At 60.1% G+C, this 14,451-nt stretch carries 13 protein-coding genes; 2 read left to right on the plus strand and 11 right to left on the minus strand.

Going from position 1 to position 14,451, the window contains the following annotated elements; translation table 11 throughout:
• Positions 1-104: 104 nt before the first annotated feature.
• From EKD05_RS18705 to EKD05_RS18715, 3 genes are all read right to left on the minus strand, one after another.
• Complete coding sequence (locus tag EKD05_RS18705) at positions 105-545, minus strand: type II toxin-antitoxin system VapC family toxin (protein ID WP_129675749.1); 441 nt, start codon at positions 543-545, stop codon at positions 105-107.
• A complete protein-coding gene (locus tag EKD05_RS18710) occupies positions 545-814 on the minus strand; it encodes a hypothetical protein (protein WP_129675752.1) in 270 nt (89 codons plus the stop codon). The genes EKD05_RS18705 and EKD05_RS18710 overlap by 1 nt, the downstream gene beginning before the upstream one ends.
• 214 nt (positions 815-1,028) lie before the next feature.
• Positions 1,029-1,808: a hypothetical protein gene (locus tag EKD05_RS18715; RefSeq protein WP_129675755.1), complete on the minus strand. Its 780-nt coding sequence runs from the start codon at positions 1,806-1,808 to the stop codon at positions 1,029-1,031.
• A gap of 119 nt (positions 1,809-1,927) precedes the next feature.
• Between EKD05_RS18715 and EKD05_RS18720 the strand changes: the two genes are divergently transcribed.
• A complete protein-coding gene (locus EKD05_RS18720; protein WP_129675758.1) occupies positions 1,928-3,055 on the plus strand; it encodes an RNA-guided endonuclease TnpB family protein in 1,128 nt (375 codons plus the stop codon).
• 359 nt (positions 3,056-3,414) lie between these two features.
• On the opposite strand, the gene EKD05_RS18725 is transcribed toward EKD05_RS18720, so the two are convergent.
• Positions 3,415-5,064 (minus strand): SAVED domain-containing protein, encoded by a 1,650-nt coding sequence (locus EKD05_RS18725; protein WP_129675761.1) that lies wholly within the window; start codon positions 5,062-5,064, stop codon positions 3,415-3,417.
• 794 nt (positions 5,065-5,858) lie between these two features.
• Here EKD05_RS18725 and EKD05_RS26795 point away from each other — a divergent pair.
• Entirely contained in the window at positions 5,859-5,978 is a 120-nt protein-coding gene (locus EKD05_RS26795) for a DUF2442 domain-containing protein (RefSeq protein WP_165360805.1), read from the plus strand.
• 53 nt (positions 5,979-6,031) lie between these two features.
• Here the strand turns inward: EKD05_RS26795 and EKD05_RS18730 are convergent, their stop codons facing one another.
• The 7 genes from EKD05_RS18730 to EKD05_RS18755 all read right to left on the minus strand — a co-directional run bounded on the left by EKD05_RS18730 (position 6,032) and on the right by EKD05_RS18755 (position 14,328).
• Positions 6,032-8,764, minus strand: coding sequence for an SUMF1/EgtB/PvdO family nonheme iron enzyme (locus tag EKD05_RS18730; RefSeq protein ID WP_129675764.1), 2,733 nt, complete (start codon positions 8,762-8,764; stop codon positions 6,032-6,034).
• Positions 8,765-8,767: 3 nt separating this feature from the next.
• Positions 8,768-9,859 carry a VWA domain-containing protein gene (locus tag EKD05_RS18735; protein WP_129675767.1) on the minus strand — a complete coding sequence of 364 codons (1,092 nt, stop codon included), beginning with the start codon at positions 9,857-9,859 and terminating at the stop codon, positions 8,768-8,770.
• A complete protein-coding gene (locus tag EKD05_RS18740; RefSeq protein WP_205703975.1) occupies positions 9,856-10,782 on the minus strand; it encodes a MoxR family ATPase in 927 nt (308 codons plus the stop codon). Before EKD05_RS18740 ends, EKD05_RS18735 begins: the two co-directional genes overlap by 4 nt.
• A 15-nt stretch (positions 10,783-10,797) precedes the next feature.
• The gene (locus EKD05_RS18745; protein ID WP_129675770.1) at positions 10,798-11,886 is read right to left on the minus strand and encodes a hypothetical protein; all 1,089 of its coding nucleotides are present in this window, start codon (positions 11,884-11,886) and stop codon (positions 10,798-10,800) included.
• Positions 11,887-12,048: 162 nt separating this feature from the next.
• The gene (locus EKD05_RS25845) at positions 12,049-12,213 is read right to left on the minus strand and encodes a hypothetical protein (RefSeq protein ID WP_165360806.1); all 165 of its coding nucleotides are present in this window, start codon (positions 12,211-12,213) and stop codon (positions 12,049-12,051) included.
• On the minus strand, positions 12,210-12,563 hold the full coding sequence (locus tag EKD05_RS18750; RefSeq protein ID WP_129675773.1) for a DUF433 domain-containing protein: 354 nt from the start codon (positions 12,561-12,563) through the stop codon (positions 12,210-12,212). The genes EKD05_RS25845 and EKD05_RS18750 overlap by 4 nt, the downstream gene beginning before the upstream one ends.
• A 64-nt stretch (positions 12,564-12,627) precedes the next feature.
• A complete protein-coding gene (locus EKD05_RS18755; RefSeq protein ID WP_129675776.1) occupies positions 12,628-14,328 on the minus strand; it encodes a CHAT domain-containing protein in 1,701 nt (566 codons plus the stop codon).
• Between the last annotated feature and the right edge of the window lie 123 nt (positions 14,329-14,451).

Here is a 14,451-nt window from a genome sequence, read left to right on the forward strand (position 1 = left end):
GCTGAATTCGGCCTCATCCCAGCCATCCAGCCGATCCCCACGTATGACCGGAGCATGACCACCTCACGCGCCCGTGCACTGCGGGATTGCGCACCGTCGTGCGTTTAGGCCGCATCAGGATCCAGTTCGGCCAGCACCTCCGTGGGCGTCAGGGTTCGCACCACGAGCGCGGCACGTTCGCGCTGTTCACGGTCAAGCGTGACCAGTGCACACCGATAACGGCGGGCCACCGCCACATAGACCGCATCCGCACCACGCAGCGCACGATCCGCAGCAAGTTCAACCGCTTCCTCCGCCAGTCGGTCATCAAGTGACACGAGTTGGATATGCTCGAATGCCGCTATTGATGCAGCCGACAGCCGGGCACGGATGGGATCACGCCGCATCCGGCTCACGGTTGCAGCAACCTCAGCGAGGATCAGATTCGGCACGATGATCGGGATCTGACGGTGATCACAGGCCTCAAGGAAGGCGTGACAAACAGGATAGAGCGGATCATGTGAATCCGTATCACGAGCAAAGATGTTGGCATCGACGGTATACATTACTCACGAATCCTGCCTTCAAGGAGGTCTGCCCGGTGTTGGCGATCACGATCAAGTTGCTCACCGGCGGATGGGTTCACCGGCCCTTGCTGGGCAAAGTGAGCTCGTATTTCTGCGAGCGTTGCCCGTGGATCCGTGACCCGTTGGCCTGCGTCACCTGGCTCGACTGCCAGTTCCTGTACAACCTGCGCCACGAAGCGCGCCCGGGTTGGACGATCAAGCCGGCGAACAAGTTCAAGGGCCTGCTCATATGCAAGAGTCTCGATCATGCCACCCTCCTCTCTACGTCATCAATCATCCGCGTTTGCCTCAGCATAGCTTGATTCTACACGGCTTTGGCAAAAGATCAAACTCGTGCGACTGAGGCTCAAGCGGTCAGCGTTTAAGTCCTGGACGAATGGATATGGGTGCGGCACGGGGTGCTGAGCCAAGGGGACAGGGAGCAGGGGTTGATGTGTTTCGCACATCAGCCCCTGCCTTGCGTTAGCGCGTGCGCACCACGATGGGCAGGTAGACGGTGTTGTTCGCGGTGACGCTGAGGCTGCTGACCACACTGGTTTGCACGTTGCCACTTTGGTCGGTGGCGACGAGTTGGTAGAAGATTTCGCCATTGAAGCCATTGCTCTGCGCGAGGCTGGGCAGCGTGTTCAGGTCAAGGCTGAATTGGTGTTCGAAGCGGTATGCGGGATCGCTCAGGCTCAACGTCAGGTTGTTGGCACTGAAGCCGTAGCGCACTTCACCACGCGCATAGCTATCGGTTTGCCAGCGGAAATCGATCTGTTGCTCACCAGCGACCGCTTGCGGGCTACTAATCTGTGGCGGCACCGTGTCCTTGATCGCCGCCACCGGGAAGGCCAAGGCGTGGTGCTGGATCGTATTGGCAGCGTTGACATTGGTGACAAAGGCCGCCGCTTGCAACGGTTCATCGAGGGCCTGATTGTAGCGCAAGCCGACTTGGCGCAGCGCATTGGCGTAGTTCACATTGACCCCAAAGCGCGTCTCGGCCAGCGGTTCATTGAAGGCGTTATTGTACCCCAACGGAGCATGGCGCACATCGTCAGCATAGTTCACGTTCACGACAAAGCGCGCCGCGCTCAAGGGCGTGGCCAAAGCGGCGGCACTGGGGAGTTCGTTGGTGCGCACGGTGTCGGCACCATCAACGACGATCCCGCCGCCTTGGGCTGGGAGCCGCGTCGGGACGGCAAACAGCAGCATCCCAAGCCCCAGCCAGATGCTGAAGAGGTAGAAGATGCGCTGTTTCATAGATAGCTTGCCTTTAGGCACGGAAACCCAGCAGCTTTCGCGCTGGGATGAGCGCCCCGCTTGAGCGGCTTTAGTTCGAAGTTGCACATATGTTCGTGTTGTGATACACTTCTCATATTATGAGACTTACGATACAACTGAAGTTGCAACCTACGCCAGAGCAGGCCGACGCTTTGCTCCGTACGCTCGAACGAGCGAATGAGGCGTGTAACGCCATCAGCCGAACCGCATGGGAGACCAAGACCTTTCGGCAGTTTGCCGTTCACGCCCTGGTGTATCAGTCCGTGCGTGAGACGTTCGACCTTACTGCACAGATGGCGGTGCGCTGTATTGCGAAAGTTTCGGACGCGTACAAGCTCGACAAGAAGGTGATGCGGTCGTTTACTCCGCACGGCGCAATTGCCTACGATGACCGCATCCTTTCGTTTGCGCTGCCGAAATCGGAAGTGTCGATGTGGACGTTGGACGGAAGACAAGCCATTCCGTTCGTGTGTGGCGAGCGGCAACGTCAACTGCTTACGACACGCCGGGGCGAAACGGATCTGGCGTTGGTGAATGGGGAGTGGCGCTTGCTTGCTGGGCGCGAGGTCGAAACCCGCGAACCGATTGATGTCGAAGGCGTGTTGGGAATTGACCTGGGCGTGACCAACATTGCCGTGGATAGCGACGGCGAAACGCACTCGGGCAAGGCGATCAAGAACGTACGCTATCGCCATCGCCGGTTGCGCCAAAAATTGCAGCGCCTTGGGACAAAAGGGAGCCGTCGTCGTTTGAAGAAGCTGGCGGGACAGGAACGACGGTTCGCAACCTGGATAAATCACAACCTGAGCAAACGGATCGTGGGAAAGGCCGAACGCACGAAGCGGGCGATTGCGCTTGAGGATCTCACGCATATTCGCTCGCGGGTCAGGGTTCGACGGTCGCAGCGTGCCACGCTCCATAGTTGGGCTTTTGTTCAACTTCGTGCCTTTCTCGTCTACAAGGCCGCGCTTGCGGGCGTGCCTGTCTCCTTTGTTGATCCTCGGAATACCTCGCGAACATGTCCTGCTTGCGGCTGCATCGACAAGGCCAACCGCAAGACCCAGGCTTCCTTTCTCTGCATATCCTGCGGCTTCGCTGGGCCAGCGGATACAATCGCGGCGGGTAATATTGCTCGCCGGGCACCTGTAAGCGTGCCGTGCTGCTCGGATGCCAGCCCTCGGGTTGGTAGCGCCAGGGCAAAGCCCACCAGCTTTAGCGGTGGGTAGCTTACTGGCTCTCGCGGTAGATCAGGACGAGCACGGCGCTGCCGGTTTGATTACCAATTCACGTCGCTCAAACGACGGGAGGGCAAAGAAACTCAGCGCAATATCTATGCGGCTTTTCATTTGTCTGTGAGCGCACTTGGTTGCTCCTACGCTGCATCGCCGGCGCTCAACGCCGCGGTGAGCTTGCTCGCGCTGGAGGCGCCGGCGTAGCAGGGAATCAACGCGTTTCAGTGCATCACACAGGGCCAGTGCCGGACGGCGCTGGCCCTTTTTTGTGTGAATCCTGATCAAAGCTTGTCCAACAACCACGCTACTCGTTTCGCATCAGTGCCTTCAGGGATGGATTGATCTGCCGTGCCTCACGGGCGCAACACACACGCCGCCTGGTACTGCCCTTCACCATTCAGTTCATACCATTGGATCGGGTTGCCCGCCTTGAGCCCCCAGCCAATGAGGATGGACACCCCGAGTGGGAGCGCACCAAAGAGGTGGATGGTTGCGCCAGGACGGCTCTGCGTGCTCAGCAAGGCACATACCTGCTGGGCCATCGCAGCCCCTTCTTCTGGCGTAAGCTCATACGGCTCGCGATGGAGCGCAAGCAGCAGGCGTTTGCCGATCCGCCGGTGCGTTCCTGCGGCGACCTGGCCCGCGTGCGTCACCAACCACTCATCAACCGCCTCGGTTACCCGTGCCGCACCCTGGGTGACGGCGAGTTCAACGACGAGATCGTTGCCATCGTTGTCCACCAGCGTCTCGGTGAGGGTCAGTGGTGCTGGGACGGACACGGCAGCATCGGTGCGCCACACCTGATCGCGATTATCGGTGTAGTGGATCTGGAAGCCGGCACGCTGGCAAAAAACAGCCCCAAACGCAAGCCCTGCCGCATTCCGCGCAAACGCCCGCAGGTCAATCACGCTCTTCTGCTCGCGCCGAAACATCCGCACATACCGCTCGAGATCTGGCAAAAGCTGCTGCTCCCATGTCAGCGGCGTCGGATCGCCTGACCCAAACGCCTCGACCCAATCGATCAGGATCTCGTCAGGGCGTGCATCAACGCCACCGCGTAGTTTCGGATGCGCAGCCAGACATACGGCAACCCTGCCTTGGTGCGGTGCGGCACTAGTCTCAACAGTTCTTGCTGGTTGTTCAGCGGCAGAAACCTGGGCGTGATACTCGCGCAGACATCCGAGTAACCAGTCGCGTCCTGGAAAGACGGTTTTGACCAGAATAATGACGGGTGGAACCAACGAAACCGGATTGTTATGCACACGTACATGTTGGGCTTGCATATCCAGTGACCAGGCGACCATGACCCCGCCGTCGGGGGAGGCGTGCGAGATCTGACTCTGCTTCTGAATGAAGCTACCCATCTGCTCGGGGCAGCCATGCACAAAAACAAAACAGAGCAACCCGTTTGGATTGCGTAAGCCGGGACGTAAGCGGTAGTTGTGTGGCAAACGTCGGGTGGTCTCAAAAAAGCTAGTTCGCAAGGCAACGATCTCTTCATGCGTGAGTCCATCGGCAACCACAAACGCCACCAGATCGATCGTCAAAGGGGTTTCGCGAAAGCCAATCAATGCGAACGCCGCATGACGCGCATCACGCGAGACATCGTGAAGTTGATGCTCGGTCACGAGCTTTTGACGGAGCAGTTCGATAAAACCAGGGTCATATGAAGGACGAGGGGAAAGATTCGTGTTCGGTAAGGAGCCTCGATCGTCCGACACGAGAGCGTGCCAAAATTCCTCAACCGCCTGCATCGCGACCGTACCTGCATCAAAAAAGCGCACGCCGACAAGCAGTTCGTTCAGCGCACCCGGATAGTTGTTGCAGATCGTCACGATACTCAGCACATCGGCGCGGCTCTGCGCGTGGCGAGGGATGGCATTGCGCACGCGAGCCTCAAGAAAGGCGAGCACACCCCCGCGCTGGTGGCTGTCTTGCATTGCAGGGCAGGCCAGCAAAAGCTCAACGAGCTGGCCTCGCTCTTGGATGGTCAGTTGACGCATGCCTTCTCCTTTGGGTGAAAGGCCGTCCCGCTTGCTTGCAGGCACCGGCCAACGAAAATCTGTGGCCCGTCGGCATCATGGGTTTTCAGTCCATGATCCGCTATGAACCCGATGCCGTCGGGCTAAAGCCCTCGGCTAGGGAATGCGAAGCCCACCTTCGTGGGCTGGAGCGGATTCATTTCTGAAAGACCATAACACCATCGGCGTCAACGCCTCGGCTGCCGTATGCGAAACCGGCCTACGCCGGCTGGATCAAAGCTTCGCGCCTTTGCGCCTTTGCGTCAAAAAACGGGTCTCATTTGGAATATTCCAGCCTTCTCGCTTGCATCGATGCGCCTGAACGGGTACAGTTGAAAGAACTACGTTGGCATGCTGAGTACCAAATGGCCCGCCGGCCAGTGATGCCGTGAGCAATCAGTAGTTTGTGCATTAAGTTTTCCGGCGTCCTCAGCCGTCCACGAATTGGGGCCACGAATGAACGAAGAGCGCATGGAGCAGCCCATATTCGGTTATTCGTTATCAGCATTCGTGGTCGGCGGCGCTACCAGAAAACTTAATGCACAAACTAATCAGTGTGTTGCACAGGCCTGCCCATGTCACCCCGAACGCCGCCCATGTCACCCCGAACGCCGCCCATGTCACCCCGAACAAAGTGAGGGGTCTTTCATGACGATCAGTGCAGATTCCTCACTGCGCCTGCGGCTTCGTTCGGAATGACCGCGGAGGCGTTGCGATCCGACCATTCCATGAGGTTTGTTGCTCAGAAGCAAAGCTATGCATCAGGGAGGTGCATAATGGTATCACCATCCGGCTATGGCATCCACTGGCCGGAGGTGGATGAAGATCTGGCGCTTACGCCGTTGCTTCAGGACGCAGAGCGCATGATCGCCGAGCCGGTGAACGAAGAAGGATAGCACCCACCTGGCTCTGCCATTCCTATGGGCCGCCCAAACACAGCAATCAGCAATCAGGATTCAGAACCGGGCAGCGGAGAATGACTGGCGACCCGCAACCCGTTACTGTTGTAGCGGCTGCCCGGGAAGTAGAATTCGCGGTACGAAACCCGGACGAACTTTTGTTCGTGGTTCCACGATCCGCCACGTAGTACACGACTCCAGTCAGTTCCCAGATACGCTGCTTGCCACTCATCCTTCCATTGATAGGGATACCATTTGCCATACTGGGTCGCGCACCATTCCCAGACGTTGCCGACCATGTCCAGCACCCCGTACGGGCTGGCACCAGTCGGATACTGATCTACCGGGGTTGTCTGGTTGAGCCCGGCCTCCTTGCTGTTGCACCGCCCGCGCTCCCAGGTATTGCCCCAGGGCCAGATGCGCCCGTCGGGGCCACGGGCGGCTTTTTCCCATTCAGCCTCGCTCGGCAGGCGAAACTCGTGTCCGGTCTGCGCACTGAGCCAGCGGCAGTAGGCAACTGCCTCGAACCAGTTTACACCAACAACGGGATGCTGCGCACCGTTCCAGCGTAAGTCGTTCCAATACGCAGGTTGACTAATCTTCTTCTCCGTGCGCCATGCCCATCCAGCCATCGTCCAGTAGGTTCGATTCGTGTACCCATCACCCTGGACAAAGGGTTGGAACTGAGCATTGGTCACAGGCATTGCGCCAATCCAATAGTCGGGCAGGGTCAGCGTGTGTTGCGGTTTTTCGTTGTGGAGGGCCATGCTGTCAGCGTCACTGCTGCCCATCAAAAAGGATCCCGCCGGGATGTGGATGAGTTGCGGCACCCATGCGGGCAACGGCGTCGCCGTCGTTGCTCCCGCATCTAGTGGCGCGACGACCGTTGGCGAAGCTACATCCAGCAATTGCCCAAACACTTTGGCCAGCCAGGCGTTCCGTGGTGCCCAGGTCTCGCCCGCTGGTCTGGCGAGGCCGATCAGTTCCAGGCGGGCCATGTCGTCATCGAGGCGGGTAAAGGGCGGTGGGGCACTCAACGGTCGGTCAACGACGTTTTCCGACTCTCCTGGGAGCGCGGGCGGCCCGCCGGCTTTTGCTCCCGAAGCGGGCGGGCCGCCCGCGCTCCCGGGCTGTGAAGGATCAGAAGACGCTGTTGCCATGCTCCTGAGCAGGCGGCGGGCTGCGTCTTCCAGTTGATATGCGCGCAGGTCGTCGATAATGCGGCCCAGCAGCGGGTCGTCGCGCTCGATTTCGCCAAGCGCGGTTGCCAGCGCGTTCGCCGCCAGGGGCTCGCCGGGCGGCGTTGCCTGCACAACGAGTTCGGCGATGCGCCGGGTCAGGTAGGGGTGCCCGCCGACGCGGTCGTAGGTCGCATATGCCAGGTCGTCCACGAGCTTTTCCGGCAGCTCCAGACTGCCGAGATCTTCCCACATCAGAGCGACCGCTTCGCTTTCGCTCAGATCACCCAGGTAGACCTCTTCGCAGATGTTGAATGGCGGCGATGCCTCACTGCGCCCAAGGTCATACAGCTCGATGCCGCCGCTCACGATCACCTGGAGCTTGGCGAGCACGGGGACTTCGTTCCGCATCGCGAAGATGGAACGCACGGTATGGGCCAGCTTCTCGCGGGTTGCGACGGGCAACGCGCCCCATTCATCAAGCATCAGCACGAAGCGGTTGATGTCGTCGCGATCGAGCGCTTCGATCAGGAAGCTCAGGAAGGTCGTGCCCTCCTCAACGCCTGCGGCTTCCACGCCAGCCGGGAGCGACTGACTGATCTGGGTGGCGAGATAGGCAAACACTTGCTCAGCGGTGGCCCCGTGGATCGCCTGAACATCAAGGCGACACACATCAACTTGGGCAAATTGCTGCAAGGCGGCTTCCAGGTGCCGCAAGAGGCTTGTTTTGCCACTCTGCGGCGCCCCGTAGAGCACCACGTAGTGGTTGACCGGCTCCAGGCAGAACTGTTGCAGCAGGGCGAGTTCGGTTGCGCGGCCATACAATGGCGGCAACGCCAACCCCGGTCTGGTTGGCGTGACGTGGTCATCTGGAGAATCACGCGACTCTGGGGGCAGCAAGACCCCCGGGGCGGGCATCGTTTGCCCCAGGAGCGTGACCGGCGTCTGAACCTGGCTTGGCTCTTCGGTGAGCGTGCGGGCGGGATCGGCGAGCATGCGCCGGATCAGGTCGGCATAGGTAACAAGTTCGGGATACGCTCCCATCTGCGGGGCGAGGGTCTGCGCGAGGCGGGTCAGGCGGGTGAGTTCGGCGCGGGTGCCGGTGGCGGTGGGGCTGTCGGCGATGGCCTCCAGGTTCTTTTGAAGCGCCTCGACCAGGGTATGCACAGCCTCTTCGCGCTGGTCGTCCAGGCAGACCATGGCGGCCAGTTGCTGCGCCTGGAGTTCGGGGTCGCTGAAGATGGAGCGTGCACGGCTGAGGTGATGAATATAGCGGATCAGCAGGCGCGCCACGTCTTGCAGGCGACGCTCGCCAACGCGGGCTTGCAGGTCGTTGATCAGGTACGCCCGTACCGCCGCATCCATCGCGTATTGTTCGTAGCCAACAGGCCGGCACAGCTCCGAGAGCAGCAGATCCACCTCAGCGACCCAGGGCACCTGCCCGCGCAAGAAGGTATTGCGCAGATTGTGCACCAGTTCGGGCGTCAGGATCAGCGGCAGCGCCGCATGGCAGGCCAGCAGACGGTATGACTCGTCGAAACGACGGACAAACCGCTCCACCATCTGCCGCGCATCATCTTCGGTTGGTGCAGTCGCTGTATCCATAGTTTAGTGATACCGCAACGGTTGCCCACGAAGAACATCAATCGCGTTGCTCAGACCATCGGCATCCATCTGAAACATGTGGCCGCGCAACAGTCCGGCGATCACCTGGGCCGACGAGTGCGCCCAGCGTTCGTGGGGCATCGGGTTGAGCCAGGCCAGCAGCAGGGTGTGCTGTTCGACCTGGCGTACAAAGGTGCGCGTCGCCCGAATGCGCTCCGGGTCGCGGTAGCCGCGCGCCGCCCCGGCGTCGCTCGCAATGAGGATGCTCGTCTCGGGCGTGCAACGCTCCAGGAGGCCTGCCAGTTCGATGGAGGTGGTCAGGTATGGATCGGTTGCAACGTGTTCGGCGGGAACATTGTGAAAATAGTAGACCTCCACCTGCTCAAGGCTGCTTTCGTCCTGCGCCGTGGTCGCCAGATCGCGGGTAAAGCGGTGAAAGGGCATCATTGAGCCGTTCTGGTCAATCAGCAGCACCAGATGAGCGTGATTGCGCTCTCGTCGACGATAGACCGGCCCCAGAAAGAGGCCACTGCGCGTTGTTGCGTCAATCGTTGCCGTGAGATCAAGCACGTCGCACGGCCCATCGGCGAGCGGACGACGCAGGTACCGCCAGGCGTAGGCCATCTGTCGGCGCGAGATGGGCCAGTAACTGCCCAGTTCCAGATGGTCATCAATCGGGGCCGGGGCAAAGGGCACATAGAAGGGCAGTGGTTCTAACCGTGCGGCGGCACCACCGGCGGTTGGCGGCAGCGGCTCAGGCGGCAGAGCTTCCGGCCTGGGCTGCTCAGCAAGATCAGCGGGGGCACGATCGTCCGGTGCCGGGGGCGGTTTGTGCTCATCGACGCGCTGCGGTGCGCCCTGCCTCGTGCGCGCCAGCGTCGCCGCCCATACATCATCGAAGATCTGCTCTTCAGCGGGAGAATGGCACCAGACGAGCCGGATGTGCAGCCGCGCTTGCTCGTGCGCCTCAGGCTGCCAGGAAACGTCGGTGATGTCAAGCACCGCCAGCAATTCGCCCACCCCCAGTACCAGGCCCTGCTGCCGCAGCGCCAAGAACAGGGCAATCACAAAATCGGTGGTCTGGAAGGCACTCATCGCTGGTCAACAATCGCATGCCAATCGGCACGCAGCTTCAGCAACACTTCTGGATACGGCAGCGGCCCGTCCGCCGTGAGTTGGCTCGCCGGCTTGAAGTTCGCCAGCGCCTCGAGCCAATCGAGCAACTCGCTCGTGCCCGGCTTCTTATGCAACCGCTCGCCATTGCGCAACGCAAGAAAGCGCGAGATCGCCAGATCGGTGGTTGGCGGCACCACCATGCCGCGCCGGGCAAAGTGGGTCGCAACAATCGTCTTCAACTGCGCTTCCGGGAAGGTAATGAAATGGTAGATGCACCGGCGCAAAAACGGGGCCGGCAAATTGCCCTTCTCCTTGTTACTGGTGATCACGATGATCGGGCGATACGCAGGAACGGCCTGAATCGGCTGCCCGGTCTCTTGAATCGTAAACGCCCACGGCTCGTCGAGCACCGTGAGCAAGTCATTGGGGAAATCAATATCGGCTTTGTCAATCTCATCAATCAACACGACTGCGGGGCGATCGCGCAGTTCAAACGCCTTGCCGATGGGCCCCATCCGCACATACTGCTGCGGATTGCCCGGATCGCTCTGCCCCGTTTCACGCATCTGCCCCGCCAGAAGATGGTGAACCTGCGCATCATGCAAACGACGGATCGCATCATAGGTATAGAGCCCATCCTGGGCCTTGCTGGTCGAACGCACATCCCAGCGATAGAGTGGCAAGCCCAACTCAGCGGCCACCGCGTGCGCCAGGCGCGTTTTGCCACAGCCGGCTTCACCCTCAAGCAGCAGTGGGCGGCCCAGATGGATCGCCAGATTGACCGCGCGTACCAATTCCGGCGAAGCCAGATACGGCTCTAGTTGGGTAGGGGCATCGGGATGGCGCTCGGCTGGCTCGTGCGCCATATCACCAGCAAAGACATACGCGGAACGCGGCTTCATCACCTTCTCCTCTTGCTATCGGGCATACGTATCACGCAGCAGATCGGCCACCAACCGGGGTGTACCGTTGATGCTGCTAGCATAAATGCGATCGGCCTCTTGATCAATCACCTGTCCGCTTGATAGGTGCGAAAACGACTCTAACCAGACCCGAATATCATCGACCGACCAGGGTTCAAGCGGCAAGCAGGTGATCTGCTTACTGACAAACCGCCCAGCGGGACACAGATGCGGCCTCAAGGTCTCAGCCGGGATCTGCGTATTGGTCACAAGCACCGCCAGCACATAGACGCGACGCAAATCGTGTTCGGCAATGAACCGTGCGAGTGCATCAACCATCCGCGACCAGAAGTGTTCGACAAACCAGGCTAAGAGCCGTTCCTCGGCACGATGCCATCCTGAAAGTTCAAGCAGGATCACTTTTTTACTACGAATTGACAAGCATATGGTCTCAATCAAGCTCGTCATATAGTGATCGTGATCATCACCATGATCATGCACCGCAAACCACTCACCCAGGCGCTGCAAGAGACCCTGCTCATCATGGCGCATGCCCACTTCAAACCCGATCGACACGGTATGAATGGGATAGATCACCTCTTTTAGCCTGCCATCAATGCGCTGCATCAGCCATCGGGATCCCATAGCATAGCTATTTTGCAGCAGAAAGAGCGCGGCGCCACCGGTCGTGCCCATATCTCGCAGCGCCACCTCGAACGTCTCGATCGCCTGGGTAAAATCGATCCGACAGAGCGACGCTTCAACCTGGTGCGGCTTCGCCGGCAGATGCTGCCCTGATGCGTTGGGGGCCGCACCTGCAAGACCGTGCCAGAACGCCTCAAGCGCCAGCAGCGGGGCACTGCCCTCATCAAAACAGCGCACCCCCTCAAGCAACGCATCCAGTGCGCCAGGGTAGTTGGCGCAGGTACGGGCAATGCTCAGCACATCCGCACGATCCTGATCCCGCCGAGCAATGGCCCCACGCACATTGTCGGGCAGAAAGGCCAGCACATCACCGCGGATGCCCCGATCTTTGATCGCATCGCACGCAAGCAACAGGTTAGCCAGTTCAATAAACTGTGGATTCGTTAGTTGTATGGTCATTGTTTCTGCTGCCAAAAATCATCAACCGCCCAAAGAAATTCACGCGAAGGCGCGAAGGCGCGAAGGGTGGGCTCACCTCCGCGAAAACCTTTGCGCCTTTGCGCCTTTGCGTCAAAACAACCGCCTTCTTTGCCAGGTATTGCCTTTAATCCTGGTATAGTATCACACGGTCAACCACTCAATGCGATCAACCCACTCTTCAGCTTCGCTAGCCTCCCAGTACAGGGCGAGTTCCTCCACCAATACGCCGATGGGCACGTGCTTTCGCACGATAAAAATCCCCCAATGCAGCCCACCCGCCGCAGCAATGAGAAAACGCAGTTTCATGAACTTGCTCGTTCACGCTGAGACTTGATGGCGCGGATGCGTAACGTCGGTGGCGAGGGTGGTTGACTCAGCCAGGCCTGGTACGCCGTTTCAGTGCGGGCATCGACCCGGGCCATATACGCGTCCACTGTATCCTGATGGTGCAAATAATAGGCAATAATGTTGTAAATAGCCACGAGGTCAACGCCTGGAAAATCGAGTGCCATCTGTTCTGGGCTAAGCCCAAGGTGATAGCGCTCAATGATATGCTCCAGACCAATGCGATGGCCTTTCACGCGTACAACATCGGGGGCGATGATTTCGAGATAATCGGTCATTGGGATCGATTCAATCACAAGCGTTGCATCCATAAGGATATCCCTCACACACGTATTTTCATCAGCTCAATAAACCGCGAATTATTGAGTTTTATCATCATTGTTTCTGCTTCCAAAAATCTTCAACCGCTTGCATCGCCACCGTACCTGCATCAAAAAAGCGCACCCCGTCAAGCAACGCGTCCAGCGCACCACGGTAGTTGTTGCAGGTGGTGACGATGCTCAAGACATCGGCCCGGCTCTGGGCGTGGCGGGGGATGGCGCTGCGTACGTGGGCCTCAAGAAAGTCGAGCGCACTCCCTCGCTGGTGGCTGTCTTGCATTGCAGGGCAGGCCAGCAAAAGCTCAACGAGCTGGCCTCGCTCTTGGATCGTCAGTTGACGCATGGCATCTCCTTGTGGAGTGGCCGCGGGTGATGACGCGCCTCCAGCGGGCGCTGCTGGTTGTTCCTCTGGGGTGGCCGCAGGCGATGACGCGTCGCCCGTGAGCGCTGCTGGTTGTCCCTCTGGGGTGGCCGCGGGTGATGACGCGCCGCCGTTGGGATGTCCCTGGTGGTCTGGAGGGGTGCGCTCTGGTTGAAGTGCGCCGCCACGGAGAGGCCGTCGTTCTTCCACGCTTGGTTGCACCAGATAGAGCGGTCGTTGCTCGCGGGTGCGCAGGTAGAGCGCCGGCACATACCAACTTGCGCCGTCGCTTTCGAGCACATAGAGTGAACGCCGCGCCTCGGCGACGGCGGCCTGAACTGCCTGACCGCGGGCGAGCTCACCATAGAAGACCTCGCTAAAGCGGGTGGCCGCCGTGACACGCACCGTCAATTGCATCGCGACCACCGCTTCGGCAACGGCACTCAACGCCGGGGCCACGCCCGTAAAGAGCCCCGTGGACAGGCCGTCGGTGACCATCGCCGATTGACAGGCAAAGAGCATCATGAGCCGCATGCCACCCAGCAGGGCCGCCAAACGACCAGCACTCACCAGTTCATACCTGCTCCCCCGCGCCTCGCTATCGAAGACCAGGGAGCCCTGACCGTTGTCATAGCTGCCGTGGCCGTAGTAGTGGATGATATCGGGGGTTGGCCCCCGGCGCATGCGATCATCGAGACTCCGCGCCGTCACGGGCGAGAGTTCGTCCCACGTCAGCAACCCCTGATCCTGCAGGGCCGTCCAGCTCTGGAGGCGCGCGGCACGTTCGGCATCGCGCACCTCTGGGGGAATGCCGGCGTGCGGCGCAAGCGCCAGGATATGCAGCGTGTGGCCCGCTGGCAATGGTGGGGAAAGGGCCTCATCCAGATCGAGATAGCGCTCGAGCGCATCAAGCTGACGGCCCCCACGTGACAGCAGCAACGCCTGACGCTGATCCCAGAGCGCCTCCCACGGCAACGCCGCCAGGTCCACCGCCTCGGGCGGAAAGCGCAGCACATACGTCAGCGATTTCCCCTGGCTCCGCGCCGACTCACGGGCCAGGCGCAGGGCAAGTTCCCCGTCACGATCCTCAATCAACGCCGCATACAAGCGTTGCCCAACGCGCCGATGCACCTCGGGCACCACTCGGTCGGCCTCCCAAAGCCCAGCGCGAACCAGGTGCTGCACCTCTTCAGCGCTCACATCCGGCCCCACGCCCGGATAACCGGGGCGTTGCGCGGCATCAAGCGCTTTGAGCACGGTGGGCAACACGTCGCTGGCATACGGCGCAACAAAGCGACTGCGGCGCGTCCCCCCAGCAACGCTCTCCCACCCAATCCGCGCCCCATCCAGCGTTGGCGTAAAGCGCAGCGTCAGTTGATCGGAAGGCTCAGGCATCGTTTGCTTCAGAACTCACCTACGAATGAGGATATGCCGAAAGTATAACATATCAGATCGGTTTGGCCCATGTATGGGGATCGTCCATGCTATAATTCTGCTGCTGTTTGCTGTCAATTGAAC

Origin of the sequence: Candidatus Chloroploca sp. Khr17, from assembly GCF_004138165.1 — a bacterium.
Taxonomy (GTDB): Bacteria; Chloroflexota; Chloroflexia; order Chloroflexales; family Chloroflexaceae; genus Chloroploca.